Genomic DNA, 26,201 nt, shown 5'->3' with positions numbered 1-26,201 from the left:
GGCCCCCAACTCTCCTGATCGAAATTCTGTGATTTTCTCCATACACTCTTAGAGTGTATTGCTGCCGGCGGCCTCGCAATTTGGGCGCTTCCCCTTGACCGGATGCAAAAGCGCGGCCATGTGAGCGACAAACAGAAACGAGATTTCGTCGCGCGCAGCGGAATTCTTCTGGCGCATCACAGCAGATAAGAGACCTCATGGACGTCGTCGTCGTCGAATCGCCGGCCAAGGCTAAGACAATCAACAAATATCTGGGCAGGAACTACAAGGTTCTGGCCTCGTTCGGCCATGTCCGCGATTTGCCGGCCAAGGACGGCTCGGTGCGCCCGGATGAAGATTTCGCCATGTCCTGGGCGGTCGATACGGCGTCGGCCAAGCGGCTCGCCGACATCGCCAAGGCGGTCAAGGACGCAGACGGCCTGATCCTCGCCACCGACCCTGATCGCGAAGGCGAGGCCATCTCCTGGCATGTGCTGGAAGTGCTGAAGCAGAAGCGAGCGCTGAAGGACAAGCCCGTCAGCCGCGTCGTCTTCAACGCCATCACCAAATCATCGGTGCTGGAAGCCATGGCCAATCCGCGCCAGATCGATGGCCCGCTGGTCGATGCCTATCTCGCCCGCCGTGCGCTCGACTATCTCGTCGGCTTCACTCTGTCGCCGGTTCTATGGCGCAAACTGCCTGGCGCCCGTTCCGCCGGCCGCGTCCAGTCGGTCGCGCTGCGTCTGGTCTGCGACCGCGAATCCGAGATCGAACGCTTCATCCGCGAGGAATATTGGCAGATCGCCGCGATCCTCGGCACACCGCGCAACGAGAATTTCGAAGCACGGCTGACCGCCTTCGAACGCAAGAAGCTGCAAAAACTCGACATCGCCAACAAGGCGCAGGCCGACGACATCAAGGCGATGCTCGAGGGCGCGACCTTCAAGGCGCTGTCCGTCGAAGCCAAGCCGACAAAGCGCAATCCCGGCCCGCCCTTCACCACCTCGACGCTGCAGCAGGCCGCCTCGTCGGGCCTCGGTTTCTCGGCCACGCGCACCATGCAGGTGGCACAGCGCCTCTATGAAGGCATGGAGATCGGCGGCGAGACCACCGGCCTGATCACCTATATGCGAACCGACGGTGTGCAGATGGCACCCGAGGCGATCTCTGGTGCCCGGGACGCCATCGCCAAGGAATTCGGCCCAAAGTACCTGCCGGAGAAGCCGCGCCAGTACACCGCCAAGGCCAAGAACGCCCAGGAGGCGCACGAAGCGATCCGCCCGACCGACTTCATGCGCACCCCGGCATCCGTCAGGCAGTATCTCGATTCCGACCAGTTGCGGCTTTATGAGCTGATCTGGAAGCGCGCCATCGCCAGCCAGATGCAGCCGGCCGAGATCGAGCGCACCACCGTCGAGATCGAGGCCGTCAACGGCGCCCGTACCGCCGAGCTTCGCGCCGTCGGTTCGGTCGTCCGCTTCGACGGCTTCATTGCCGCCTACACCGACCAGAAGGACGACGACGCGGAAGACGAGGAAAACCGTCGTCTGCCGGAGATCCGCGCCGGCGAGCAGCTTGCCCGCCAGGCGATCAACGCCACCCAGCACACGACCGAGCCGCCGCCGCGCTATTCCGAGGCCTCGCTCATCAAGAAGCTGGAAGAGCTCGGCATCGGCCGGCCGTCGACCTACACGGCAATTCTCAAGACACTCGAGGACCGCGACTACGTCACGATCGACAAGCGTCGGCTGGTGCCGCAGGCCAAGGGCCGTCTGTTGTCCGCCTTCCTCGAAAGTTTCTTCGAGCGCTATGTCGAATACGACTTCACCGCCTCGCTCGAGGAAAAGCTCGACGAGATCTCCGACGGCAAGCTCGCCTGGAAAGACGTGCTGCGCGATTTCTGGAAGGATTTTTCGGGCGCCGTCGCCGACATCAAGGAACTGCGCGTCACCGACGTGCTCGACGCGCTCAACGAGGAACTGGCGCCGCTGGTGTTTCCCGCCCGCGAGGACGGCTCGAACCCGCGCATTTGCCCGAAATGCGGCACTGGCAATCTGTCGCTGAAGCTCGGCAAGTTCGGCGCCTTCGTCGGCTGCTCGAACTATCCCGAATGCTCATTCACCCGCCAGCTCGGCGACGCCGCCAATCCGAACGGCGAGAATGGCGGCGGCGAGGACGGCACCAAGGTGCTCGGCAAGGATCCTTACACGGCCGAGGAAATCACCCTTCGCTCCGGCCGCTTCGGCCCCTATATCCAGCGCGGCGACGGCAAGGAAGCCAAGCGTTCGAGCCTGCCCAAGGGGTGGACGCCCGACTCCATCGACCATGAGAAGGCGCTCGCGCTTCTGGGTCTGCCGCGCGACGTGGGAAAACATCCCGAGAGCGGCAAGATGATCTCGGCGGGGCTCGGCCGTTACGGCCCGTTCGTCCTTCATGATGGCACCTACGCCAATCTCGACAGCATCGAGGACGTGTTCTCCATCGGCCTCAACCGCGCCGTCACGGTGATTGCCGAGAAGCAATCCAAGGGCAAGGGCGGCCGCAATGGCGGCACGGCCGCGGCCCTGAAGGAACTTGGCGACCATCCGGACGGCGGCGGCAAGATCGTCGTGCGCGACGGCAAGTACGGGCCTTACGTCAATTTCGGCAAGGTTAATGCCACGCTGCCCAAGGGCAAGGATCCGCAATCGGTCACCATTGAAGACGCGCTGGCGCTGATTGCCGAGAAGGAAGCCAAGGGCGGCGGCGGCAAGAAGCCGTTCCGCAAGGCGGCAGCGGCCAAGGCACCGGCGGCCAAGAAGACAGCGGCCCAAAAGCCGGCTGCGAAGAAGCCGGCCGCGAAGAAAAAAGGGTAGGACAGCGTGGCGCGCAGGATCACCGGAAGAAGCCACGGCGATCCGCGCACCGCCGACACGAGGGCCAAGGTCAAGGACGACTACAAGCCATCGCGCGACGAGATCCTGCGCTACATCGCCGAAAATCCCGACCGGGCTGGAAAACGCGACATCGCCAAGGCGTTCGCGCTGCGCGGCGACGACCGCATCTGGCTGAAGGATCTTCTGCGCGACATGCAGGATGAAGGCGTGCTCACCAAGGAGCGCAAGCGGCTGGCCCGCGTCGGCGCGCTGCCCCATGTCGCCGTCCTCGACATTTTTGGCCGCGACGGCGACGGCGTCCTGCTGGCGCATCCGGCCGAGTCCGTGGGCACGGGCGAACCGCCCGTCGTATCGATCCGCGTGTCTCGCGGCGGCAACGGACCGGCACCGGGCATCGGCGACCGCGTCCTGGCCAAGACCTTCCCGACCGATGACCCGTCAGGCCCCGCCTATACCGGACGGGTGATGAAGATCTTCGAGAAGCGCAACGATGCCGTTCTCGGCGTCTTCCGCGTACTGCAGGATGGTACCTTCCGCATCGAACCGGTGGAACGGCGCCAGCCGGAGCTGATCGTCGACAAGGAATTCCAGAACGGCGCCAGGAACGGCGACCTGGTCGAGGTCGAGCCCGCGCGGGCCTCCCGCTACGGGTTGCCCCGTGCCAAGGTGCTCAACGTGCTGGGCTCGCTGACCAGCGAAAAGGCGGTCTCGATGATCGCCATTCATGCCCACGACATTCCGCACATCTTCCCGGCCGACGTCATCGCCGAGGCCGAGGCGGTGAAGCCCGCGACGATGGCCAATCGCGAGGACTGGCGCGACCTGCCGCTGGTCACCATCGATCCGGCGGACGCCAAGGACCATGATGATGCGGTCTTCGCGACGCCTGACCTGGACGAAAAGAATCCGGGCGGCGTGATCGCCACCGTCGCGATCGCCGACGTTGCCGCCTATGTCCGCTACGGCACGGCACTCGACCGCGAGGCGCTGAAGCGTGGCAATTCGGTGTATTTTCCCGATCGTGTCGTGCCGATGCTGCCCGAGCGCATTTCCAACGACCTCTGTTCGCTGCGCGAAGGCCAGGACCGGCCGGCGCTGGCGGTGCGCATGACCTTCTCCGCCGACGGCCACAAGATCAGGCACTCCTTTCACCGCGTGATGATGAAGTCCGCGGCAAAGCTCGCCTACCCCCAGGCCCAGGCGGCGATCGACGGCGCGCCGGACGACAAGACCGGCCCGATCCTCGACACGGTGCTGAAGCCGCTATGGGATGCCTATGCGATCCTCAAGCGAGGTCGCGACGGCCGCCAGCCGCTCGAACTCGACCTGCCGGAACGCAAGATCCTGCTCAAGCCGGATGGCACGGTCGATCGCGTCATCGTGCCGGAACGGCTCGATGCTCACAAGCTGATCGAAGAATTCATGATCCAGGCCAATGTCGCCGCCGCCGAGACGCTGGAGGCGAAGAAGCAGGCGCTGGTCTACCGTGTCCACGACGCGCCTTCGCTCGCCAAGCAGGAATCGCTACGCGAATTCTTGGCAACGCTTGGCCTGTCGCTGGCGCGCGGGGCGCAGATGCGGCCCAGCCAGTTCAACGGCATTCTCGAGCGCGTGCATGGCGCCGACAACGAGGCGCTGGTCAACGAGGTGGTGTTGCGCTCGCAGAGCCAGGCTGAATATTCACCTGGAAATATCGGCCATTTCGGCCTCAACCTCAGGCGCTACGCACATTTCACCTCGCCGATCCGCCGCTACGCCGACCTGATCGTGCATCGCGGACTCATTGCCGCACTCGGCCTCGGCCTTGGCGGGCTGACGCAAGACGAGGAGGCGCGGCTCGAGGATGTCGCTGTGCTGATCTCCGGCACGGAACGGCGCGCCATGGCGGCCGAGCGTGACACGGTCGACCGGCTGATATCGGCCTATCTCGCCGAGCGCATTGACGAGCGCTTCGACGCCCGCATCTCCGGCGTCACCAAATCAGGACTATTTGTCCAATTGCCGCAATATGGCGCCGATGGTTTCATCCCTGTCTCAACCCTGGGCGGCGATTACTATATATACGACGAAACGGCCCGCTCCCTGTTCGGAGAACGCTCGGGAAAAGGCTACCAGCTCGCGGACCGCGTCGAGGTTCGGCTGGTCGAGGTGGCACCCATGGCCGGCGCGATGCGTTTCGAGATGTTGACCGACCCGAAGCCCCTGCCAGGCTCCACCAGGTCGTTTCACAAGGCTAAGGGCCGCGCCCGTGCGTCGCAATCGCGACCGGGGTCGCGCGGCAGGAGACGATGATGGAACAACAGGTTTTCGGCGGCCAACATCAGTCGGGCCGGGTTGCCCGTCCATTGTGGACGGCGATGAAGCGTGGCTTTTTGGGGCGCTGCCCGAACTGCGGCGAAGGCAAGCTGTTTCGCGGCTTCACCAAGACCGTCGAGACCTGCGGCGTCTGCGGCGAGGAGATCCATCACCATCGCGCCGACGACCTGCCGGCCTATCTGGTCATCGTCATCGTCGGCCACATTGTTCTCGGTGCCTTCATGGGCGTGGAAGCGACGTCGACCTTGTCGACCTGGCAGCACATCCTCATCTGGGTGCCCCTGACCATCTTGCTGTCGGTGGCGCTGCTGCAGCCTGTCAAAGGCGCCGTCATCGGATTGCAATGGGCGTTCTATATGCACGGCTTCGGCGGCGAAAAGGATGGGATTGAGCCTCATCCGGGAGCCTAGAGCTCTGGCTGGCGCAACATACCGACCGTGAAAGGCCACTTTCGCTTGCCAGAAGTTTCCGCTAGGTCCCTGCGCATGGAAGCAATGACCAAGGTGGACGTCGACAAGCTCGACAAGGGTCTTGCCGCACATAGCGGCAGGCCCCTGCGCCCGCGTGACGCCGCGACGCTGATCCTGCTCGACCGCAAGGGCGATGAGGTGCTGGTGCTCATGGGCCGGCGTCACGCCGGCCACGCGTTTATGCCCGGCAAGTTCGTGTTTCCCGGCGGCCGCACCGATCCGGCGGACAGCCGCGTCGCCACCGCCACCGCATTGCACCGCGATGAGGAAGCAAAGCTGCTTGCTGGCCCCGGCCGCACCAGTGCCGCGCGAGCCCGGGCTGTCGCATTGTCCGCGATCCGCGAAACCTATGAGGAAGCCGGACTGCTGATAGGCCAGAAGGCCGCCTTTGCCACCGACAAGCGTGACTGGCAGGGTTTTGTCGAACACGGCGTAAGACCGTCACTGGAAACGCTGCGTTTCATCGCTCGCGCCATCACCCCACCCAACCGGATACGCCGCTTCGACACCCGTTTCTTCAGCGCCTGGCGCAACGATGTCGCCGTCGAATTGCCCGGCGGAGGGCCGACCAACGAACTCGAGGAACTGGTCTGGCTGCCGCTCGCCAAGGCCCGGGAAGCCGACATACCCGACATCACCCGAATGATCCTGGACGAGCTGGAAAAGCGCCTCGCCCATGATCCGCTGCTGCGACCGGGCGGTCCCGTCCCCTTCTACCGGCTTGTGCGCAACCGCTTCACCCGCGAACTTCTGTAGGGCAATTCCAGGAAAAGTGAGACGCGGTTTTCCGCCCGGAATTGCGTAAGATCAAAGAGACAGAGTATTCAGCATCCCATGACGGTCGATACCCAACCCAAGGGCGACGAACGCGTACACTGGCTGCCGATGGTGGCGGCGATCTCGTCGATCAGCGTCGTCGGCATAGCCATCGGCCTCGGCATGCCCCTGCTCAGCGTCATCCTGGAAACGCGGGGCCACTCGGCTTCGATGATCGGCCTCAACACCGCCGTCGCCGGCCTGGCCTCGATCGCCGGTGCGCCGTTGGCCACACCGCTCGCCATGCGCTTCGGCGTCGCCTGGACCATGATCGGGATGATTGCCGCCGGCGCCCTCGCCTTCGTCGGCTTCCATTTCGCGCCCGACTTCTGGATGTGGTTTCCGCTGCGTATCGTGCTGCATATCGCATTGACGGTGCTGTTCATCCTGTCGGAATTCTGGATCAGCACGTCGGCACCGCCGCACCGGCGCGGCCTCGTGCTTGGCATCTACGCCACCGTCCTGTCGCTCGGCTTTGCCGCCGGACCGTGGCTGTTCGCGCATCTTGGGAGCTCCGGCTTCAGGCCGTTCGGCGTCATCATCGTACTGGTCACGCTGGCCTCGATACCGGTGCTGGCCGCGCGCAATGAAAGCCCCTCCATCGTTGCCGATGGCGAAACCAGCAACTTCCTTCGCTACATCTGGCTGGTGCCATCGGCGACCGCCGCCGTACTGGTGTTCGGCGCGGTCGAAACCGGCGGCTTCGCGCTGTTTCCGATCTACGGCAACCGCATCGGCTATTCGGAAGCCGACGCAGCATTGCTGCTGACCATGATCGGTCTCGGCAATGTGCTGCTGCAGATCCCGATCGGCATGATCAGCGACCGGGTCAGCGACCGCCGCTATCTGCTGCTCGCCTGCGCCACCGTCGGCCTTGCCGGCACGGTCTTCATGCCCTTCTTCGCCCAGAATTGGCACCTGATGGCCGCCCTTCTCTTCGTCTGGGGCGGCGTTGTCGCCGCCATGTACACGATCGGCCTTGCCCACCTCGGCTCGCAGCTTTCCGGCCATGAACTGGCATCCGCCAACGCCGCCTTCGTGCTCTGCTATGGTGTCGGCATGGTGCTTGGCCCGCAGGCGATCGGCATCGGCATGGACGCGTTCGGTCCGTCCGGTTTCGGCTGGTCGCTCGGCCTGTTCTTTGGCGCCTACATGGCGCTGGTTGGCGTCAGGCTCGTCCGCAAGATTCTCCTTTGACCCTTTGAGACGGCGACCGCTGCTGACAGAACCGTGTCAGCAGCGTCGGGTTAAAAGAGTGTCCCCCAAAAACGGAAGTTGAGGACACTCCCATGATCGACAGCGGCTTTGAAACCACATCATTGCGAATGACGCTCCTGCTGCTTGTGACCTTCCAGGCGCCTGCCGCGGATGTCGACCGCATCATGGACGCGGTCGTGGCGATCGCACCGCTGGCCATGGGCAAATACGACCGCAACGCCTATCAGTCGGGACACGGCATCGAGCACTACAGGCCGCTTGAAGGGGCCGCGGCCGGCGCCGAAATCGAATTGCGCCGCCGCCCGGGCACGGTCGAGGTTTCATTCGAACTGCCTGATGACCAGGCGCTGGCAAGCCGCGTCGTCGAGGCGATTTTCCAGGCCCATTCCTATCAGGAGCCGGTGATCCGCCTCCAGCCGATCCTCGCCAGCCGGTCCAAGGGGCTGGATGACCGCGCCAATCCGAATCGTTGGTGGAACACGACCGGAGACTGGAAGAAGGTTGGCGTGCCGGAGACGGAAAACGTCTGATTTACGCGTAATGGGCTACCCGGACGAGCCACATCAGGTCCGCCGGGCTTGACTTTCCAGGCACGTTCTTTATGTGTCGCGCCAAGTTTCCCGCGTCCGGGTGTTTTCCCCGTGCTCCAGCGGCCAAAACTCCACGAACAAACGGACTGATACCATGGCCAAAGCCGCAAACATCAAGATCAAGCTTCTGTCGACCGCCGACACCGGTTTCTTCTACGTGACCAGCAAGAACAGCCGTACCAAGACCGACAAGCTGTCGTTCCGCAAGTACGATCCGGTCGCCAAGAAGCACGTCGAATTCAAGGAAACCAAGATCAAGTAATCTGGGTTTTCCCCTTGCAAACAAAAACGCCGCCCATCGGGCGGCGTTTTTGTTTGCGAAGGCAGAGGCTCGGGCTCGCTCCCTCAACCCCGCTGAATTTCCTTCAGCCGATGCGGTCGCCGCTTTTCGGATCGAACACATGCAGCGACGCCGGATCGGCCGCCAACCGCACCGTGTCGCCGGGCTTGACGCCGGCGCGGCCCATGGCAAAGACGCAAAGCTGCTGGCCGGCCAGCGCGACGTAGAACTGTGTCGAGAGGCCGAGCGGCTCCACGACCCCCACCTCGCCCTGTAGCGCGCCGTCATCGGCCAACCGGATATGCTCGGGCCGCAGGCCGACGGTAATGGCATCGCCGTCGCCGAGCGGCAGGCCATCCGGCAGTTTCAGCGCCTGGCCATCGGCCAGCACCGCTTCCGATGCCTCGCCCTTGCGCACCGTCGCCGGCAGGAAATTCATGCCTGGCGAGCCGATGAAACCGGCAACGAACATGTTGGCCGGATGGTCATAGAGATCGAGCGGCGCGCCAACCTGCTGGATCAGCCCGTCATGCATGACGACGATACGGTCGGCCATGGTCATGGCCTCGATCTGGTCGTGCGTGACATAGACCGAGGTGGTCTTCAATTGCTGGTGCAGCGCCTTGATCTCGGCCCGCATATGGACGCGCAGCTTGGCATCGAGGTTGGACAGCGGCTCATCGAACAGGAAGACCTTGGGATCACGCACGATGGCGCGGCCCATGGCGACGCGCTGGCGCTGGCCGCCGGACAACTGCCGCGGCAGGCGCTGAAGGTAGGCGTCCAGGCCCAGCCGCTTGGCCGCGCCATCCACCCTGGCATCGATCGCCGGCTTCTCGGCCTTGCGCAGCATCAGGCTGAAGCCCATGTTCTTCGCCACATCCATGTGCGGATAAAGCGCATAGGACTGGAAGACCATGGCGATGTCGCGGTCCTTGGGCGCCACGTCGTTGACCAAACGCTCGCCGATGCGGATCTCGCCACCGGAGGCTTCCTCCAGCCCGGCGATCATGCGCAGCAGCGTCGATTTCCCGCAGCCGGACGGACCGACCAGGACGACGAATTCGCCGTCGGCGATTTGAAGGTCGACCGCATGCAGGACACGGACGGCGCCGTAATCCTTGCGAACCTTTTCGAGCGTGACAGAGGCCATCGGTCTATCCTTTGACGGCGCCGGCGGTCAGGCCGGTGACGAGATAGCGTTGCAGGAAAGCGAAGAAGATGCAGACCGGGATCAGGGCCAGGATCGACGCCGCCATCATCTGCCCCCAGTCGACGGCGAATTTGCCGATGAAGGTGAGCAGGCCGACGGCGAAGGTCTTCTGGTCGTCGCTGGAGATCAGCATGAGCGCGAACAGGAGCTCGCTCCAGGCGGCGGTGAAGACAAAGCCGAGCGTGGCGCCCATGCCGGGCAGCGTCAGCGGCACGATCACCCGGCGCATTGCCTGGGCACGCGTACAACCATCGATCATCGCCGCCTCTTCCAGATCCTTCGGGATGCCGTCGAAGAAGGATTGCATCAGGAAGGTGGCGAAGGCGGTGTTGAAGGCGGTGTAGATGATTATCAGCCCGGTCAGGCTGTTGATCAGGCCGATCTGGCCCATGACGCGGTAGATCGGCGGAATGACCATCACCAGCGGAAAAGTCTGGGTCAAAAGCAGCATCAGCGCCAGCACCGCCTTGCCGCGAAAGGTGAAACGCGACATGGCGTAACCGGCGAGCGTGGCGATCACCGTCACCAATGCCGCCGTCGACACGGAGACGATGACGCTGTTGAGGAAATAGCGCGGGAAATCGGTGGCCTCGAGCACGGTGACGAAATTCTGCAACGTCGTGCGCGACGGCCAGAAGGTGATGCCTTCGGAATAGAGCAGCCGCTCCGGCGTCACCGAGATCTTCAGCGTCCAGTAGATTGGGAACAGGGCGAAGATCACATAGGCGGCGATCGCCGCGTAGAGGCCGATACCGCCTAGGAACCGTTGTGAAGCAGAGCGTCCCGCGATCATCAGACGTGCCTCACAAGGGAGCGGCGGATGGCGATCAGCGCGATCGCATAGGCGATCAACAGCACGAGCAGCAACACGGCCACCGCCGAGGCATAGCCCTTGTCCAGTGACTTGAAGGCGCTGACATAGATATAGACCGGCACCGTATTGGTCGAACCAGCAGGCCCGCCCTCGGTCATGACGAAGATCAGGTCGGCGAAGGTGGCGATCCAGAGGGTGCGCAGCATCACCGTGATGGCGATGGTCGGTGCGAGGAATGGCAGTGTCACCTTGGTGAAGCGCTGCCAGGGCGAAGCGCCGTCGATCGCCGCCGCCTCGTGCATTTCGGACGGGATAGACTTCAGCGCCGCCAGAAGCGTGATGGCGAAGAACGGAATGCCGAACCAGACATTGGCGACGATCGGTCCCCACATCGCCGTGGCGGGATCGGAGAGCACATTGGTCGGCTCAGCCTTTAACCCGAGCGCGTACAACCAGTGCGGCAGCGGCCCGATGATGGGGTTGAACAGCCAGGCCCAGGTCAACCCGGACAGGAAGGACGGAACCGCCCAGGGCAGGAACACCAGAGCCTGCACCACCTTGCGGCCCCAGAACGGTTTGTCGAGCAGCAGCGCCAGGCCAAGGCCGAGGAAGAATTGGAAGAACAGGCTGGCGACCGTCCACCACAGCGTGTTGATCAGGGCTTGCCCCAGAACATGATCCGACAGCATCGCCTGGTACTGGCCGAGCCCGACATATACCGACTTGAAGGCCGAGAATTTGCGGAAGGAGTAGCTGATGCCGATGATCAGCGGCACCAACAGCACCACGACCAGCAGGATGATCGCCGGGCTGAGATAGAGCCATGGCTCGACATTTGCGTAGGTAAGCCGCTTCTTTCGCGACTGGCCCGCGGGTCGCATTTCGGACACGGCATAGGTCATGGGTTGAGGAACGGCTCCCTGGAGCGGCGTTGGTATAGCGTCCTTCTCCCCGTCGCTATACGGGGAGAAGATACCGGCAGGCGGATGAGGTGCAGCGTGAGCCTGTCGAGACAAGGCGCCGCCCCTCATCCGGCCCTTTCGGGCCACCTTCTCCCCGTAAACGGGGAGAAGGAAAGAAGCGCTGCGCTTACTTCTTGTTCTTCGCCAGCCAGTCCTGCTGCTCCTTGGTCAGGAAGGCAGCCCATTGGTCCGCGACGTCCTTGGCGGTCTTCTGGCCAAGCAGCACTTCCTGAAAATTCTTGATCGCGACCTGATCGACGAAGTTGCCGAGATTTTCCAGATGAGTCGGCGGCGTCACCATTTCATATTTGGAGCTGTCGCTCAGTTCCGTGAACCAGCCCTTGAACTGCTCGGTCTTGAAATGGGGATCCTGGTCGGCGCCGTTGTGGATCGGGACGACGCCGACTTCCTTGGCCCATGCCAGATTGTCCTTGGGCGAAAGCAGTGTTGCCATCAGCTTCCAGGCGTCGTCCTTGTGCTGCGAGTTGGCGAACATCGCCCAACCGGCATAGCCGAGCGTCGGATACGACTTGCCGCTCGGGCCGGTCGGCAGGGGCGCGACGGCGAAGTCATCGGCGCTCATCTTGTCGGCGATGCCGAGCAGCGCGTCCGGGTCCTGGTTCAACATGGCGCAGGTGCCGGAATAGAAGCCGGTGACGGTTTCGTTGAAGCCCCAGCTCACCGCATCCTTGGGCGCCAGCCCGTCCTTGTACATGTCGGCCAGCATCTGCAAGCCCTTGACCGAGCCCTCCTCATTGATGGTCGAGGTGCCGTCCTCGTTGAAGTAGCCGCCCTTGCCGGCGGCGATGTTCATGAACATGTGCATGCCGTTGAAGGCGCCCGGCCCGCCGCGCAGGCAGTAGCCATACTTGCCCGGGATGGCGGAGATTTTCTTGGAATCGGCGACGAACTCGTCGAGCGTGGCCGGCGGACCGTCGAGGCCGGCTTCCTTGAACAGCTTCTTGTTCCAGAACAGCGCGTTCACATAGTAGCCGTAGGGGATCATGAACTGCGTGTTGTTGACCGTCGAGCCGAACTGCTTGGCGCGGTCGCCGAGCGTCTTGGCGTCGTCCCATTTGGCCATGTAGGGGCCGAGGTCCTCGAGCTGGGCATTGTTGGCATAGAGACCCATCCAGCGTTCCGGCATCTCGACCACGTCGGGCGTATCGCCGGCCTGCACCATGGTCAGGAATTTTTCGAAGGCCTGCCCCCAGGGCAGCGAGATCAGCTCGACCTTGATGCCGGAATTGGCCGCTTCGAACTCGGCGATCTGCTTTTTCAGGAATTCGGTGCGCGGCGGGCTGGTGATGACTTCGACCATCTTCAGGGTCGAATCGGCCAGCGCGCTCCCGGCGGAAATCGCCAACCCTGCAACGGTGGCAAGCATGATGGTCAGTTTTTTCATGTTCAAGACTCCCATTTTGAACCCGCTTGTTATTTTCTGGCTTTTTCGAAGGCCTGGGCGACGTCGGCCCAGAGGTCTTCGACACTTTCCAATCCGACATTGAAGCGGATGGTTCGGGGGCTGACGCCGAAGCGCGCCATCGAATTCAGTCCCGGCGTCTGCTCCAGCGACGCCTTGGCCGGCACGACAAGGCTTTCATGCCCGCCCCAGCTGACGCCGATGCGGAAAAATTTCAGCGCATCGACGAAGACCGGGATGTCGATATCGTCCGTCACCTCGAAGGAGAACAGACCGGCATAGCCTGCCAGCGTCGCCTTGCCCGGATGGTTCGAATAGACGGGATGGTTGACGCGCTCGACATTGGCATGCGCCTTCAGCCGCTCGGCGATGGTGAGCCCGCTCTTCATATGGTGCGGGAGGCGCAGCGGCAGCGTGCGCAGGCCGCGCAGCAGCAGCCATGCTTCGAACGGCTACAGCTTGCCGCCGAGATAGGAATAGGTCTGTTCGTTGATGTGCTTGATATGCGCCGCGGAACCGGCCACCACGCCGGCAACGGTGTCGCTGTGGCCGCCGAGATATTTCGACGCTGAATGCAGCACCAGGTCGACGCCATGTGTGATCGGCTTCTGGAAAACCGGCGTCGCCCAGGAGTTGTCGATGGTGGTGATTATGCCCTGCTCCTTTGCCAGCCGGGTCAGATGCGGCAGGTCCTGCAGCTCGAACATCATCGAGGTCGGGCTTTCCAGATAGAGCAGCTTGGCGCCGGGAAGTGCCGCCGCCACCGCATCGGGATCGGAGCCGTCGACATAATCGACCTTGATGTTGAGCCGCGGCAAAAGCCGCTCGAACAGCCGATAGGCATCGCCGTAGCAGTTCCGCACGGCCACGATGCGCTCGCCCGCCCCGACAAAGGCAAGCACCGTGGCGCTGATCGCCGCCATGCCGCTGGAAAAGCCGCGCGCGGCCTCGGCGCCCTCGAGGGCAGCGACGCGCGCCTCGAATTCCATTACCGTCGGATTGTCGCCGCGCGAATAGATCGGCTGCCTTCGCTTGCCGGCAAAGGTGTCGGCCATCTCGGCATAATTGGCGAAGGTGAACAGCGAGGTCTGGTAGATCGGCGGCACCACCGCGCCGCCGGGGAACGGTTCGTCATGCGCCAGCAGCGTCGCCGCCTCGGCAAGATAATCGTGGTCGAAACCGCTCGGATGCTCGTTCATGTCTGGCTCGGAAGTTTGAGTTTGGCTGCACCGCGCTTGAGATCGTCCTCGACGGTGGCGATCAGCTTGAGTGCCTCGGCGCGGGCACCCTGCGGGTCGCGCGCGGCGATGCACTCATAGATGGTGCGGTGGTAGGGAAAGCTGGCATGGCCGAAATCGCGCACGCCCAGCGGATGCTCCCAGAAGCGGTGGAACAGCTCGTGCATGGCGGCGATGATCTGTTCGAACAGCGGATTGCCGGAGACGCGGTAGACCGCCTGGTGGAACTCCCAGTCCTCTTCCGACGACATGCCGTCGCGGGTACGGAATGCCTGCTCCATAATATCGAGCTTGCGCTCGATCTCGGCGATGTCGGCCGGGCTCGCCCGCTCGGCACAAAGAGCCGCGGCCTCCGCCTCCAGCGCGCGGCGGATTTCCAGCGTCTGCATCAGGCTGGTGAAATCATTGCCACCCGCCAGCGTCAGTGGCATATGCAACATGTCGGGCGACACAGCCGCCTTGAGATAAGTGCCGCTGCCTTGCCGGCGCTCGACGAGACCGAGCCCTTCCCACCGCGTCAGCGCCTCGCGCACCGTGTTGCGGCTGACCTTCAGCCGCTCGGCCAGGATACGCTCGGTCGGAAGCCGCTCGCCGGGCTGCAAGGCTTCGGCGCGAACAAAGCCCACCAATGCCTTCAGCACGGCGTCATCACGCGCCGTCGTCTGAATGGGTGGCAGGCTGTTCTGGTCCACACATCCTCCCCGAAGCGCAAGTGGTCCAATGGTCCAACCAATTTCTGCACAGACGGAGAGGCGTGTCAACAGCCGAAACGAGAACGGGCCGAACGGCGCCATGGCGCCGTTCGGCCCGTCGGTTCAAGCGTGGCTTCGCGCCGGCGTGGCGGCCTTGGCGCGCCAGCGCGCGAACATGTCCTCGCGAAACCGCCTCGAACCCGCGAGCCTCTCCTTTGCTTCCGCCAGAACGGAAGGCGAAGCCTGTGCGGGCGTGCCCGATTGGAACGGAGGAGCCGGGGCATATTCGAGCGAGAGCTGCACCGTCTCGGCCTCGGCCTGACCGAGGAGCCTGGCGACCAGTACGAGACCGAAGTCGATCCCCGAGGTGACGCCGCCGGCGGTTATCAGCTTTCCATCCTCGACAATTCGCTCGTCGACTGGAATGGCCCCGAACTCGGCGAGGAAATCATGCGCGTACCAATGCGTCGTCGCCCGCTTGCCTTCGAGCAGGCCGGCGGCACCCAGCACCAGGGCACCGCTGCATACCGAGGTGATGTAGCGCGCCTGAGCCGCGCGCTCCCGCACGAAATCGAGCACTGCCTGATCCTCCAGCAGCGTGTTGACGCCGCCTCCACCCGGTATGCACAGCACATCGAGAGGCGGGCAATCGTCGAAGGTCGCCGTCGGGTTGAGCGACAGTCGCGTCGACGACATCACCGGATTGCGATCCTTCCAGATCAATTCCACCTCGGCGCCCTTTGCCGATGCCAGGACTTCATAAGGGCCGGTGAGGTCGAGCTGCTGGACATTGGGGAAGACGAGGATGCCGAAACGAAGGGTCATGGAACTCTCCATAGGTTGACTCCAGCCAATCTAAGGCACCATGCTTTGGCACGATCGCCAATCACCCCTCGTTTCAAGCCAAAGCGTCATGCGCCGTATCGAAATCCTTGCCTATCCCGACGTCCAGCTCCTCGATGTCAGCGGACCGCTTCAGGTCTTCGCCAGCGCCAACGACTTCAGGACGCAGGCCGGCGAACCCGCGCCTTACGAGGTTACGGTGGTCGCCGCCTCGCCGCGGATAAGGACATCGGCCGGTCTCGTGCTGGAGGCAGCGGCGCTGCCGGCGCACGGGCCAGGGATCGACACGCTGATCGTGCCTGGCGGATGGGGCGTCAACGCGGCCTGCGAGGACCCCGAGCTGATCGATTGGGTGACCGGCCGCTCGCGCGACGCCACGCGAACGGCCTCCGTCTGCAGTGGCGCGATGCTGCTGGCGACGGCAGGCCTGCTCGACGGCAGGCGTGTCGTTACCCACTGGGGACGCTGCGCCGAGTTCGCGCGGCGCTTTCCGGCGGTCCGCCTCGAACCCGATCCGATTTTCATCCGTGACGGCGATGTCTGGACTTCGGCGGGCGTGACGGCGGGCATAGATCTCGCCCTCTCCTTCGTCGAGGCCGACCTTGGCCGGCGCGTGGCGCTTGCGGTGGCGCGCGAGCTGGTGGTCTTCCTGAAGCGCCCCGGTGGCCAGGCGCAGTTCAGCCAGACGCTCAAGCTGCAGCTAGGCGACGAGCGCTTCGACCGGCTGCATGGCTGGATCCAGGACAATCTGGACGGCGACCTTTCGCTGCCGAACCTGGCCGAGCGCGCCAATATGAGCCCGCGCAGTTTCTCCAGGCACTATCGGGAGGCAACCGGCCGCACACCTGCGCGCGCGATCGAGGAGATCCGGATCGAGGCGGCGCGACGGATGCTGGAACGGGGCCAGGCCGTTAACCAGACGGCCCGCCGCTGCGGCTTCGGATCGGAAGAGACGATGCGGCGCGGCTTTCTCCGTGTCCTCGGCACAAACCCGCGCGACTATCGCGAACGCTTCTGACGCAGAGGCCTTTGTCGCCGCGATCAGGTGGCCGCCCGCTTTGATCGTGTCGCTAACGCGTGGCAGGCGGCCCGAACCAAGCGGTCAGCGCATCGACCAGCCCCATTTGCGTTCCAGCCCCGACCCAAGCCACATATCCGTCCGGCCGGATCAAGACGGCTTCGGGCGCGGCGACCGTCCCGAGGGCCGGTAGCTCCCAGACGCCTTCATATCCAGCCTCGATCTGGCGGACCCGATCCGCCCAGGGCCTAATGTCCGGCCAGCCTCGTTCGCCGAGGTTGAGGAGCACCGGCCGGGCATCGTGCAGCAGGCTGAAGACCCGTGCCGGACCGCGGGCTGTGACAAGGTCGAGGTCGGGCATCCGCCGCCCAAGCAACGGGTGGCCCTCGCCGAGATCGTAACGGATACCCAGGCCGGACATCTCCGCGGCGATCCGTTTGCGCGGCTCTTCCATGCCGAGCAACTCGGTCATCGTATCGCCCAGGGCCTTGGTGCGGTCGTCCGTGCGGCGAAGCGCGACCTGCGCCATCGTGTTGCGCAACACGCGGGCGGCGACCGGATGGCGCTCGGCGTGATAGCTGTCGAGCAGGCCTTCCGGTGAGATCCGCCTGACCACCTGGGCCAGCTTCCATCCCAGATTGACCGCGTCCTGCACACCGATATTGAGCCCCTGCCCGCCCATCGGAGGATGAATGTGCGCGGCGTCGCCGGCCAGAAGGACACGCCTGTCACGATAAGCGGCAGCCTGACGTGTCATGTCGGTGAAGCGAGAGAGCCAGGTCGGACCGTGGACTCCGAAATCGGTGCCGTAGACAGCCACAAGCGCCTCGCTGAGATCGTTCAGTGTCGGCTCGCCGCCGATGGTCAACTGCCTCTCGGTCAGCACGACACCCACCCTGTCGCCATCCTCGATCTTGCCTATCGCATGAATGCCGTAGGCGTCGTTGCGAAAGCCCAATGCCGGTTCCTCGGCCATCTCGACCTCGGCGATCATCCAGCTCATCGTCGGATCCCCTCCGGCGAACTCAATGCCCGCCGCCTTGCGGATCGTGCTGCGTCCTCCGTCGCAGCCGACGAGGTATTGCGCCCTCAAGAGTTGGCCACCGGACAAATCCAGGTCGACACCGTCATCGTCCTGCGCGAAGTCATTGACTTCCTGCCCGCGATAGATTGGCACTCCCAACTCGTCGATCCAGTCGGCCAATATCCGTTCGATATGGTTTTGGCGCAGCGCCAGCAGATAGTTGTGCCCGCTGGGAAAGTCGCTGATGTCCAAACGGATCATGTGGAAGCCGACGGTCGGGAAGCGCTGCCCCTGTGAAAGAAACCGGTCGGCAATTCCGCGCTGATCGAGAACCTCGATGGTGCGTGCGTGAAGACCACCCCCGCGCAAGCCGGCCAGCTGCTGGGTCGGACGCCGCTCCACAATGGCGACGTCGATGCCTGCCAAAGCGAGTTCGCCGGCCAGCATCAGCCCGGTCGGACCGCCTCCTGCGATCACCACCGCATGATCTCGACGCAAACCGTCCATAGGCGACACAATACCCATTCTCGTTACTCCCGTTTTCCGCTGGTCAATGCATGCCGCCCAAAAGTGACTTCGGTTTCTGGAGAACGGCACGCATGAAAACAGAGACCCCAAGGCGCATCGCATGAATCCGTTTCAACGCGACGCGCTTCAGGCAGCGGTTTACGGGAACAGGCGGGTCTTGCCGCAAGCCCCTTGTGCGCCATATGTACAAAGTGAAGAGAGGTGCTTTCCTTGCTTGGATGACCGCCAAAAGCGGCAGCTAAGGGTCATGGCCGCGCGATTGAAGCTGGTCCCGGTCAGCAAGCGTTCCTCAGATTTTTCCGCACAAGAAAAAAGCCCCTTTCGGGGCTGCTACAGAGGTCTTGGAACAAAGGGGGCCGGTCGGCGGTTGGCAGCGGTACGAGGAGGCCACTATGTGCCAGCGCCGGCCGGCCGACCCCACGGACCCAGGAGATGCGGCGGACCTGAGCATCATGGGGTATTTCAGGATCGAGCCGGCTATCTACCCTCGCGCCGGCTTCGTCTTCCCCTGCACATTTGCGCACGGGCTTAGGAAAATCAACAGTTTCTTAACCAAGGCTCGGGAATCGCTTGGATTAAGGTAAATAGCTAACCTTATTGGATTGACCGGGGAATCGGCCGCGGACGCTTACGCTGCCTTGGCAACGACGCGGTTGCGGCCGCCGCTCTTGGCTTCATAGAGCGCGAGATCGGCGCGCTTCATCAACGCGGCCACCGTATCCACGCCCTTCAGAACCGACGACACGCCGACGCTGACGGTGACCTCGATCGTCTTGCCGTCGGCACCGATGGCGAAAGGTTTCTGGGCGATCTCGGCGCGGATGCGTTCGGCCACTTTCTCGGCCACGGCGCCGTCGGTGTCCGGCATCACCACCACGAACTCCTCGCCACCAAAACGGCAGGCAAGGTCGATACCCCTGACATTCTTGCGCAGCCGCCGAGCGAATTCCCGCAGCACCTCGTCGCCGCCATCATGGCCGTGCGTGTCATTGATCGACTTGAAGCGGTCGAGGTCGGTGATCATCACCGACAGCGGCCGGCGCCGCGTCACGGCGCGGTCGAACAGCGTCTGCAGATGGCTGTCGAGGTAGCGGCGGTTGTGCAGCCCGGTCAGGCCGTCCGTCACCGCCATTTCGATGGTCTGGGTGACGCTGGCGCGCAATTGGTCGTTGTAGCGCTTGCGACGCACCTGGGTACGCAGCCGCGCCGTCAGTTCCTGCTGGTCGATCGGCCGCATCAGATAGTCGTTGATGCCGAGTTCGAGGCCGCGGATGATGCGCTCCTCCTCGCCCTCCTCCGCCAGAAGGATGATCGGGACGAAACGGGTGCGGTCGAGCGAGCGCAATTGCGAGCAGAGCCGAAGCGGATCGAAATCGGCAAAGGCCGTCGAGATCATCACGCATTCATAGGGGGTTTCGGCCGCCTGGAAGAACCCTGCATGCGGATCACTGGTGACGTCGAGATCGGCGCGGTCGCGCAGCATCTTCTGGATGCGCTCGACCGACGATTTGCGTTCGTCGATCAGCAGCACTTTCGGCGTCGTGTCCTCGGACGCGAAATTGCGGCTGAGCAGCTCCTCGATGCCGATATTACGCGTCGTCGAGGCCCGCAGCCTGAGCTCGTCGGTCAGCGATTTCAACCGGACCAGGCTCTTCACTCGTGTCATCAGCTGCAGGTCGTTGACCGGTTTGGTCAGGAAATCGTCCGCGCCGGCCTCGAGCCCGCGCACGCGGTCGGACACCTGGTCGAGCGCGGTGATCATCACGACCGGAATATGCGACGTCGCAGGATCGCTCTTGAGCCTGCGGCAGACTTCGAACCCGTCCATGTCAGGCATCATCACGTCTAGCAGCACGACATCGACCTTGCCGTTCTCGCAGGTCTCGATCGCGTCGGGCCCGTTGGTGGCGGTCAGCACCTCGAAATATTCGGCCAGCAGCCGGACCTCCAGCAGCCTCACATTGGCAGGGATGTCGTCGACGACGAGGATCCGCGCGGTCATTTCACAAGGCTCCGGCTCGGCTGGAATGGCACATCAGGCATCGCCCAGATAGGATTTGATGGTCTCGATGAAACGCGGCACCGAGATCGGTTTCGAAATATAGGCCTCGCAGCCACCCTGGCGGATGCGTTCCTCGTCGCCTTTCATGGCGAAGGCAGTCACGGCGATGACCGGAATGACGTGCAGATCGTCGTCTTCCTTCAGCCATTTGGTCACTTCCAGCCCTGACACTTCGGGCAGCTGGATGTCCATCAGGATGAGATCGGGCCGGTGCTTGCGCGCCAGGTCAAGCGCCTCCAGACCATTGCGGGTGCGCACCGTCTCGTAGCCGCTCGCTTCGATGAGGTCCCGAAAGAGCTTCATATTCAGCTCATTGTCCTCGACGATCATGACCTTCTTAGGCATCGACATCCCGTCCCGGCCGTCCTTCCGCTCGAAGGTGACCGTCATGCGCCCTGGTTGAACGCACCAAACCCTGCTTCACTATACGGCAATATGATTGACGAAACGGAAACCCTCGGGCTGCAAAGCAGCGCGAATTCCACATCGCCTCCCGACGCGTCCAAAAGGCGCGCCACGCTGTAAAGGCTTGCCGCAAGCAACTCTTGCCATTACTGCGGAAGAGACTCATTCCACATGCCGAAGGTAGTGATGGCAAACGCGGCGTCAATGCGCGAAGAGGCGGAAACCATTGCCGTGAAGGCGCTGGGCTTCGTTGCCTCCGATCCGGAGCTGTTGCCGCGTTTTCTTGCGATCACCGGAATAGAGGCGCATTCGATCCGCAAGGCCGCCGGCGAGCCGGGTTTCCTGGCCGGCGTGTTGCAGTTCATTCTCGCCCACGAGCCGACGCTGATGCGCTTTGCCGAGGAAACCGGCACGCCGCCGGCGGCCGTCGGCAAGGCGTTGCGCGCATTGCCGCTCGGCGACGACAACCATGAGCATTCCATATGAGCGATGATCCGGAGACCGCCCGCCAGATCGAGGAACTGGCGGCCGACGACCGGCCGCTGCTGGTGCTCGACGTCGACGACGTCGTGCTTGAATTCATCCGCCCCTTCCCGCATTTCCTGAAGTCGCGCGGCTATGGCCTGACACTGGCGTCCTTCCGGCTGACCGGCAACATAGCCGAAACGGCGAGCGGCCGGCTGATCGAACAACCCGAGGTCACGGCACTTCTGGGCGATTTTTTCGACGCGCAAGCCGATTGGCAGAGCATTACCGACGGCGCCGCACAAGCCTTGACGGGGCTTGGCAAGCGCGCGGAAATCATACTGCTGACGGCCATGCCGCACAGGCATCGCGCGGTGCGTCGCATCCATCTCGATGCCCTGGGCCTGGACTATCCGCTGCTGACCACCGAGATGGCCAAGGGACCGGCGGTGGCCAGGCTGCGCGGCAAGAACGGCCGGCCGGTGGTCTTCGTCGACGATCAGCCGCACAATCTGGCGTCGGTGCGGGAATCGGTCGCCGACGCAAATCTTTTCCACCTGATGGCCGACAATTCGCTGCGTGCGTTCCTGCCGCCGGTCCCAGACGATGTCATCGTCGTTCAGGACTGGCATGAAGCCGCGCCGAAGATCGCGGGCGCGCTGGGGCTGTAGAGCAATCCCAGGAAAAGTGTGAAACGGTTTTCCCGAGAAAAGGCGCGTAGCGCTTTCCCTCGAGAATTGCGTCAAAACAAGGGGCTAGAGCCGAACCCTCAAGGGTTCAGCTTCGCGCCGGCCCCGCCATTATCGCCGCCGCCATTATCGCCACCGCTGCTATCGTCCGCACCGTTACCATCGTCGACGCTGTCGTCCACCGCCGGATCGGCGGGCTTCAGCATGACGCCGTTGACCGTGACCGAGCCGTCGGCCTTGGTGCTGACAGCCCATTCCAGCCGGCCGTCCGGCAGCGTCTTGGCAAAACCCTTGGCCATGAGAGCGACAGGCACGTACTGCCCCAGCTCCGGCTCCGCCTTCGCTGCGTCCTGCAGATGGGCCATGATCTTGTCGAAGCCGGCGACATCGACCGTAAGATTGGCGTCGGGCTTTTCACCGAAGCTCGTCATCTCGCCTTCCAGCGCGATCTCCATGTCCTTGTTCTTCACGATGCTGTGGCCGATGACGACCTTCGGCGCCTTGGCCAGGAAATCCGCCTTGAGCTGGTCGCCGAACTCGGCCGACAGCGGTGGATCCTGATTGAGATCAAAGGCTTCGATCGCCTTCTTCGCCATGCTGTCGAGATCGATATTGGCACCGCCGAAGTTCAGGTCGATATCAGTGGGCAGCAGCGCCACGCTCCAGCTCGGCAAAAGCTGCTGCGGAACGGTTAGCCCCGCCACCTTGATGCCGTAGGTGACCTTGCCGTTCTGGGCAACGCCATCGGCACCGAAGACGGTGCTGAGTTGCGTCGCCCCAAAAGTGCCGATCGGGCTGTCGACGGCGAAATCCTTGAAACCATAGGTGCCGTCGATGCGCTCCCACACCGGAAGCGCGGCGAGCAGAAGCGACTTCAGCTGCGCCTGGTTCGCCTTCAGCGTCTTCTCGTCCTCATTGGCCACGGCAAATGCCAGGAGGTCGAGCAGCGGCTTGGTCTGCACGCCCTTGCCGCTGGCCTCGACCGACAATTCCGGCGACTTCACGGTGACCGGAAAATTCAGCCCGCTCTCGGAATCGTTGAATTTTATCGCCTCGACGAAATTCGAAATTTTCTGCGACGTCGTGAAATCGACGCCGCCATTGGCGGCCTTTGTGGCGGCGATGGTCGCGGTGCCGGCACCGGCACTTACGTCGATCTGCTGCTTGGCATCCTTCGATGCCATCGTCATGCTCGCGATCGAACTGGTGCCGCTGACGAAAGCCGCTAGATTGGGGTCGTAGACGCCGGCACCCTTGCCGTCCTTGATCGAAAACTGCGTGCTCTGCGGCCCCTCGGGCCCCTTGAACTCGAAGGACGCGCTTTGCGAGAAATCCATCGAGACGTCCCAGGTCCCGTCGCTGCGCGGCTTGACCAGGAGGGCGTAGGGGGCAAAGTCGAGTTTCACCTGTTCCTGCTTGGGCAGGACCCCGGCCAGTGTCTTGAAATCAAACACGATCTTGTAGGCATCGCCTTCGACCGAAACCTTCAGGATGCCCGTGTCGAGCGCCTGCTTGCCAACATAGCGGGACAGGTCATCGGACAATTGCTTCGCGCCCTGACTGTCCACGGTCTGGCCGAAAGCGGGCGCGCTGAGCACAAGCGCGGTAAAGGCAACTGGCAACACACGGTTCACGGGAATTCTCCGTTTGGTCGAAAGGCGGAAATCGTTTCGTACGTCTGGTAGGGAAATACCGTCACAACTGCAAGATGATGGTGATCAGGTGCCAGGCTGCAGCACCAGCCGCATCAGCGGCCGCCCCGCCTTACGCTCGACCAGTCTCTCGAACCCGGCCTTCTCGAACACCCCCGACGAGCCGACGAACAAGCCGATCGAACGCGAATCGCGAGACAGGTCGATCGGGCAGGCCTCGACAAGCCGTGCACCGTTCCTGCGAGCGAAATCGATGCCACCTTCAACGAGGCGATGCGTGATACCCCTGCCGCGCGCCTTGGCTCGAATGAAAAAGCAGGAGATCGCCCAAACGGCTGGATCTGAAGCGTCGGCGGGGTCGATCGGCGCCGAGCCCCTGCCCTTGTTGTTCCATTCGGGCACGTCGGCGCGCGGCCCGATCTGCATCCAGCCAACCGCCTTGCCGTCCTCGAAGGCCAGAAGGCCGGGCGGCGGGCCGGCTTCGATGCGCGCCTTGATATGGTCCTTGTTGCGTTCGCGGCTGCTTTCGCGCCGCGTCGCCGGCGCCAGCCTGAAATGTGTGCACCAGCAGCCGTAACAGGCGCCCTGCTTGCCAAAAAGATCCTCGAAATCAGGCCAGAGCTCAGGCGCCAGCGGCACTATGGTCGTGCTCATGCGGTTCTCCCAGGCCAAGCTTGTCGCTGGCCCTGCACTGTCGTACCATTGCCTCTGTTCTCTTTATGTTCGCAGCGATGGCGGCCCCTGTCAACAATCCCGATCACGGTTTTTGCCGTGACTGCCTGACGTTTCAGCGCAGTGAGACGCGCCGCTGCGAGCGCTGCGGCAGCCCTCGCCTTGCCCGCCATCCCGAGCTTTACCGGCTGCATCTGGCCCATATCGATTGCGACGCCTTCTACGCGGCGATCGAAAAGCGTGACAACCCGGCGCTCAAGGACAAGCCGCTGATCGTCGGCGGTGGCAAGCGCGGGGTCGTCTCCACCGCATGCTACATCGCCCGCATCCGCGGCGTGCGCTCCGCCATGCCGATGTTCAAGGCGCTCGAGGCCTGCCCCGACGCGGTCGTGATCGCGCCCAACATGGAAAAATACGTGCGTGTCGGCCGTGAGGTGCGCGCCATGATGCAGGCGCTGACACCGCTGGTCGAGCCGCTGTCGATCGACGAGGCGTTTCTCGACCTCGCCGGCACCGAACGGTTGCACGGCCTGCCACCGGCCGTGGTGCTGGCGCGCTTCGCGCTGGCCGTCGAGAAGGAGATCGGCATCACGGTTTCGGCCGGCCTGTCCTACTGCAAATTCCTCGCCAAGATCGCGTCGGATTTCCGCAAGCCGCGGGGCTTTTCGGTCATCGGCGAGGCCGAGGCGGTCGGCTTCCTGGCGACACAGCCGGTTACGATGATCTGGGGCGTCGGCAAGGCGTTCAACGCCACGCTCGAGCGCGACGGGATCCGCACCATTGGCCAGCTCCAGAAGATGGAGCGTGGCGACCTGATGCGCCGCTATGGCGCGATGGGTGACCGGCTCTACCGGCTTTCGCGCGGCGAGGACGTCCGCCGCGTCGATCCCGACCAGGACGCCAAGAGCGTGTCGGCCGAAACCACCTTCGACACCGACATCGCTTCGCTGGAAGAGCTGGTCTCGGTGCTGCGCGGCCTTTCGGAAAAGGTCTCGGCGCGGCTGAAAAAGTCGGGCATTGCCGGACGCACCGTGGTGCTGAAGCTGAAGACCCAGGATTTCAGGCTGCGCACGCGCAACCGCCAGCTCGGCGACCCGACCCGGCTCGCGGATCGCATCTTCTCGACCGGCGTGGAGCTTCTGCGCAAGGAAACGGACGGAACGAAATTTCGATTGCTCGGCATTGGCGTCAGCGATCTGTCCGATGACGACAAGGCCGACCCGCCGGATCTGGTCGACGTTCAGTCGCGCAAGCGCGCCATGGCCGAAGGCGCGATCGACGCGTTGCGCGACAAGTTCGGCCGCAAGGCGGTGGAGACCGGCTATACATTCGGCAGGGGCCGTGACGCCCATCCGCCGGAGCCGCTCGAGGAATGAGCTGTCAGGTGCGCTTCAGATCGATGCGACTCGTCACCACGTTCTTGCCGGTTTTGGGATCGCGGTCGATGACGGTGAGCAGAATGCCATTGGCGCCTTTTTTCTGCACAGTCAGCTGCGCGCTGCGGTCACCATTGACCAGCTTGGCCCAGCGGATGGCGAGATTGATCGCGTTGCCGGAGCGGCTGCCGTTGAGCTGCGCCGGACCGGTGCGCGATCCGACATAGACGCCGCTGTAACTGGCACCACTGGTTTTCAGATGGGCGCTGATGGCGCGCGAGACCACAACGAGGCCGCGGCAGTTGCCGTCGAGCGACAGCGAGGACGCTGTGGCATCCGATTTGAAGGTGCAGGAAACGCTGACGGTCGGCGCCTGTGTCGTCACCTGGACAGTCCCCTTGCCGGCAAAATTCCCCTGGAAGGATTGGAGAAACTTGCTCTCATCGGCATGTGCCGCATTGGCCGCGACCAGCAGGCAGCCGGCAAGTGCGAACCGCGCAGGTGATGTCATCGAAGTTCTCCTCGTCGGGCAGACATGTAATACCAAGGCTTGTGGTGGATACAGCGACTCAACGCCCCT

General features: G+C 63.5%; 23 protein-coding genes and 1 pseudogene. 11 read left to right on the top strand and 13 right to left on the bottom strand.

Annotated elements, in window-relative coordinates:
• Window positions 1-197 precede the first annotated feature (197 nt).
• The 7 genes from topA (at window position 198) to rpmG (ending at window position 8,527) form a co-directional block, all read left to right on the top strand.
• Complete coding sequence (gene topA / locus EB815_RS21275; RefSeq protein WP_056572174.1) at window positions 198-2,834, top strand: type I DNA topoisomerase; 2,637 nt, start codon at window positions 198-200, stop codon at window positions 2,832-2,834.
• A 6-nt stretch (window positions 2,835-2,840) separates the two neighbouring features.
• The gene (gene rnr, locus EB815_RS21270) at window positions 2,841-5,147 is read left to right on the top strand and encodes a ribonuclease R (protein ID WP_065005644.1); all 2,307 of its coding nucleotides are present in this window, start codon (window positions 2,841-2,843) and stop codon (window positions 5,145-5,147) included.
• Entirely contained in the window at window positions 5,147-5,581 is a 435-nt protein-coding gene (locus EB815_RS21265) for a DUF983 domain-containing protein (protein ID WP_056572178.1), read from the top strand. Before rnr ends, EB815_RS21265 begins: the two co-directional genes overlap by 1 nt.
• 75 nt (window positions 5,582-5,656) lie before the next feature.
• On the top strand, window positions 5,657-6,397 hold the full coding sequence (locus EB815_RS21260; protein WP_056572180.1) for an NUDIX hydrolase: 741 nt from the start codon (window positions 5,657-5,659) through the stop codon (window positions 6,395-6,397).
• A 78-nt stretch (window positions 6,398-6,475) separates the two neighbouring features.
• Window positions 6,476-7,654, top strand: a complete 1,179-nt coding sequence (locus tag EB815_RS21255) for an MFS transporter (protein ID WP_056572182.1) — start codon at window positions 6,476-6,478, stop codon at window positions 7,652-7,654.
• Between the two features lie 92 nt (window positions 7,655-7,746).
• On the top strand, window positions 7,747-8,205 hold the full coding sequence (locus tag EB815_RS21250; protein WP_056572184.1) for a hypothetical protein: 459 nt from the start codon (window positions 7,747-7,749) through the stop codon (window positions 8,203-8,205).
• A 154-nt stretch (window positions 8,206-8,359) separates the two neighbouring features.
• Window positions 8,360-8,527 (top strand): 50S ribosomal protein L33, encoded by a 168-nt coding sequence (gene rpmG, locus EB815_RS21245; RefSeq protein ID WP_006201775.1) that lies wholly within the window; start codon window positions 8,360-8,362, stop codon window positions 8,525-8,527.
• Window positions 8,528-8,630: 103 nt separating this feature from the next.
• Here rpmG and EB815_RS21240 read toward each other — a convergent pair whose 3' ends face one another.
• The 7 genes and pseudogenes from EB815_RS21240 to EB815_RS21210 all read right to left on the bottom strand — a co-directional run bounded on the left by EB815_RS21240 (window position 8,631) and on the right by EB815_RS21210 (window position 15,712).
• Window positions 8,631-9,698, bottom strand: a complete 1,068-nt coding sequence (locus EB815_RS21240) for an ABC transporter ATP-binding protein (protein ID WP_056572186.1) — start codon at window positions 9,696-9,698, stop codon at window positions 8,631-8,633.
• Window positions 9,699-9,702: 4 nt separating this feature from the next.
• Entirely contained in the window at window positions 9,703-10,551 is an 849-nt protein-coding gene (locus EB815_RS21235; RefSeq protein ID WP_056572187.1) for a carbohydrate ABC transporter permease, read from the bottom strand.
• On the bottom strand, window positions 10,551-11,474 hold the full coding sequence (locus EB815_RS21230; protein ID WP_065005643.1) for a carbohydrate ABC transporter permease: 924 nt from the start codon (window positions 11,472-11,474) through the stop codon (window positions 10,551-10,553). The genes EB815_RS21235 and EB815_RS21230 overlap by 1 nt, the downstream gene beginning before the upstream one ends.
• Before the next feature lie 187 nt (window positions 11,475-11,661).
• The gene (locus EB815_RS21225) at window positions 11,662-12,939 is read right to left on the bottom strand and encodes an ABC transporter substrate-binding protein (RefSeq protein ID WP_056573375.1); all 1,278 of its coding nucleotides are present in this window, start codon (window positions 12,937-12,939) and stop codon (window positions 11,662-11,664) included.
• 29 nt (window positions 12,940-12,968) lie between these two features.
• A pseudogene (locus tag EB815_RS21220) lies at window positions 12,969-14,156 on the bottom strand (PLP-dependent transferase).
• Entirely contained in the window at window positions 14,153-14,887 is a 735-nt protein-coding gene (locus EB815_RS21215; RefSeq protein ID WP_056572194.1) for a FadR/GntR family transcriptional regulator, read from the bottom strand. Before EB815_RS21215 ends, EB815_RS21220 begins: the two are co-directional and overlap by 4 nt.
• A gap of 123 nt (window positions 14,888-15,010) precedes the next feature.
• Window positions 15,011-15,712, bottom strand: a complete 702-nt coding sequence (locus EB815_RS21210; protein WP_056572195.1) for a DJ-1/PfpI family protein — start codon at window positions 15,710-15,712, stop codon at window positions 15,011-15,013.
• A gap of 88 nt (window positions 15,713-15,800) precedes the next feature.
• On the opposite strand from EB815_RS21210, the gene EB815_RS21205 reads away from it, so the two are divergent.
• A complete protein-coding gene (locus tag EB815_RS21205) occupies window positions 15,801-16,748 on the top strand; it encodes a GlxA family transcriptional regulator (protein ID WP_056572197.1) in 948 nt (315 codons plus the stop codon).
• A 52-nt stretch (window positions 16,749-16,800) separates the two neighbouring features.
• Here EB815_RS21205 and EB815_RS21200 read toward each other — a convergent pair whose 3' ends face one another.
• From EB815_RS21200 to EB815_RS21190, 3 genes are all read right to left on the bottom strand, one after another.
• A complete protein-coding gene (locus EB815_RS21200; RefSeq protein ID WP_065005642.1) occupies window positions 16,801-18,297 on the bottom strand; it encodes an FAD-dependent monooxygenase in 1,497 nt (498 codons plus the stop codon).
• A gap of 631 nt (window positions 18,298-18,928) precedes the next feature.
• Window positions 18,929-20,302: a PleD family two-component system response regulator gene (locus EB815_RS21195; RefSeq protein ID WP_056572201.1), complete on the bottom strand. Its 1,374-nt coding sequence runs from the start codon at window positions 20,300-20,302 to the stop codon at window positions 18,929-18,931.
• Window positions 20,303-20,335: 33 nt separating this feature from the next.
• Window positions 20,336-20,752 (bottom strand): response regulator, encoded by a 417-nt coding sequence (locus EB815_RS21190; protein ID WP_274534579.1) that lies wholly within the window; start codon window positions 20,750-20,752, stop codon window positions 20,336-20,338.
• Between the two features lie 201 nt (window positions 20,753-20,953).
• On the opposite strand from EB815_RS21190, the gene EB815_RS21185 reads away from it, so the two are divergent.
• Window positions 20,954-21,253 carry a DUF3572 domain-containing protein gene (locus EB815_RS21185; RefSeq protein ID WP_027052046.1) on the top strand — a complete coding sequence of 100 codons (300 nt, stop codon included), beginning with the start codon at window positions 20,954-20,956 and terminating at the stop codon, window positions 21,251-21,253.
• The gene (locus EB815_RS21180) at window positions 21,250-21,903 is read left to right on the top strand and encodes a hypothetical protein (protein WP_056572203.1); all 654 of its coding nucleotides are present in this window, start codon (window positions 21,250-21,252) and stop codon (window positions 21,901-21,903) included. The genes EB815_RS21185 and EB815_RS21180 overlap by 4 nt, the downstream gene beginning before the upstream one ends.
• 98 nt (window positions 21,904-22,001) lie before the next feature.
• Here the strand turns inward: EB815_RS21180 and EB815_RS21175 are convergent, their stop codons facing one another.
• Both EB815_RS21175 and EB815_RS21170 read right to left on the bottom strand, forming a co-directional pair.
• The gene (locus EB815_RS21175; RefSeq protein WP_056572205.1) at window positions 22,002-23,555 is read right to left on the bottom strand and encodes a hypothetical protein; all 1,554 of its coding nucleotides are present in this window, start codon (window positions 23,553-23,555) and stop codon (window positions 22,002-22,004) included.
• An 84-nt stretch (window positions 23,556-23,639) separates the two neighbouring features.
• On the bottom strand, window positions 23,640-24,227 hold the full coding sequence (locus EB815_RS21170; RefSeq protein WP_056573381.1) for a GNAT family N-acetyltransferase: 588 nt from the start codon (window positions 24,225-24,227) through the stop codon (window positions 23,640-23,642).
• 65 nt (window positions 24,228-24,292) lie between these two features.
• On the opposite strand from EB815_RS21170, the gene EB815_RS21165 reads away from it, so the two are divergent.
• Window positions 24,293-25,621 (top strand): DNA polymerase IV, encoded by a 1,329-nt coding sequence (locus EB815_RS21165; RefSeq protein ID WP_056572207.1) that lies wholly within the window; start codon window positions 24,293-24,295, stop codon window positions 25,619-25,621.
• Window positions 25,622-25,625: 4 nt separating this feature from the next.
• Here the strand turns inward: EB815_RS21165 and EB815_RS21160 are convergent, their stop codons facing one another.
• Entirely contained in the window at window positions 25,626-26,132 is a 507-nt protein-coding gene (locus tag EB815_RS21160) for a hypothetical protein (protein ID WP_056572209.1), read from the bottom strand.
• Window positions 26,133-26,201: the final 69 nt, after the last annotated feature.

The sequence above is a fragment of the Mesorhizobium loti genome (genome assembly GCF_013170705.1).
GTDB classification, from domain to species: domain Bacteria; phylum Pseudomonadota; class Alphaproteobacteria; order Rhizobiales; family Rhizobiaceae; genus Mesorhizobium; species Mesorhizobium loti_D.
Note: the sequence above shows the minus strand (reverse complement) of the source record. Positions and strands in the feature narration are given on the sequence as shown.

Excerpts from the sequence above, each read along its gene's own strand:
- EB815_RS21190 (WP_274534579.1), bottom strand. The coding sequence starts at position 20,752 with ATGACGGTCACCTTCGAGCGGAAGGACGGCCGGGACGGGATGTCGATG.
- EB815_RS21160 (WP_056572209.1), bottom strand. The coding sequence starts at position 26,132 with ATGACATCACCTGCGCGGTTCGCACTTGCCGGCTGCCTGCTGGTCGCG.
- rpmG (WP_006201775.1), top strand. The coding sequence starts at position 8,360 with ATGGCCAAAGCCGCAAACATCAAGATCAAGCTTCTGTCGACCGCCGAC.
- EB815_RS21195 (WP_056572201.1), bottom strand. The coding sequence starts at position 20,302 with ATGACCGCGCGGATCCTCGTCGTCGACGACATCCCTGCCAATGTGAGG.
- EB815_RS21230 (WP_065005643.1), bottom strand. The coding sequence starts at position 11,474 with ATGACCTATGCCGTGTCCGAAATGCGACCCGCGGGCCAGTCGCGAAAG.
- EB815_RS21225 (WP_056573375.1), bottom strand. The coding sequence starts at position 12,939 with ATGAAAAAACTGACCATCATGCTTGCCACCGTTGCAGGGTTGGCGATT.
- EB815_RS21170 (WP_056573381.1), bottom strand. The coding sequence starts at position 24,227 with ATGAGCACGACCATAGTGCCGCTGGCGCCTGAGCTCTGGCCTGATTTC.
- topA (WP_056572174.1), top strand. The coding sequence starts at position 198 with ATGGACGTCGTCGTCGTCGAATCGCCGGCCAAGGCTAAGACAATCAAC.
- EB815_RS21210 (WP_056572195.1), bottom strand. The coding sequence starts at position 15,712 with ATGACCCTTCGTTTCGGCATCCTCGTCTTCCCCAATGTCCAGCAGCTC.
- EB815_RS21255 (WP_056572182.1), top strand. The coding sequence starts at position 6,476 with ATGACGGTCGATACCCAACCCAAGGGCGACGAACGCGTACACTGGCTG.
- EB815_RS21260 (WP_056572180.1), top strand. The coding sequence starts at position 5,657 with ATGGAAGCAATGACCAAGGTGGACGTCGACAAGCTCGACAAGGGTCTT.
- EB815_RS21205 (WP_056572197.1), top strand. The coding sequence starts at position 15,801 with ATGCGCCGTATCGAAATCCTTGCCTATCCCGACGTCCAGCTCCTCGAT.
- EB815_RS21235 (WP_056572187.1), bottom strand. The coding sequence starts at position 10,551 with ATGATCGCGGGACGCTCTGCTTCACAACGGTTCCTAGGCGGTATCGGC.
- EB815_RS21165 (WP_056572207.1), top strand. The coding sequence starts at position 24,293 with ATGTTCGCAGCGATGGCGGCCCCTGTCAACAATCCCGATCACGGTTTT.
- EB815_RS21240 (WP_056572186.1), bottom strand. The coding sequence starts at position 9,698 with ATGGCCTCTGTCACGCTCGAAAAGGTTCGCAAGGATTACGGCGCCGTC.
- EB815_RS21180 (WP_056572203.1), top strand. The coding sequence starts at position 21,250 with ATGAGCGATGATCCGGAGACCGCCCGCCAGATCGAGGAACTGGCGGCC.
- EB815_RS21185 (WP_027052046.1), top strand. The coding sequence starts at position 20,954 with ATGGCAAACGCGGCGTCAATGCGCGAAGAGGCGGAAACCATTGCCGTG.
- EB815_RS21250 (WP_056572184.1), top strand. The coding sequence starts at position 7,747 with ATGATCGACAGCGGCTTTGAAACCACATCATTGCGAATGACGCTCCTG.
- EB815_RS21265 (WP_056572178.1), top strand. The coding sequence starts at position 5,147 with ATGGAACAACAGGTTTTCGGCGGCCAACATCAGTCGGGCCGGGTTGCC.
- EB815_RS21200 (WP_065005642.1), bottom strand. The coding sequence starts at position 18,297 with ATGGGTATTGTGTCGCCTATGGACGGTTTGCGTCGAGATCATGCGGTG.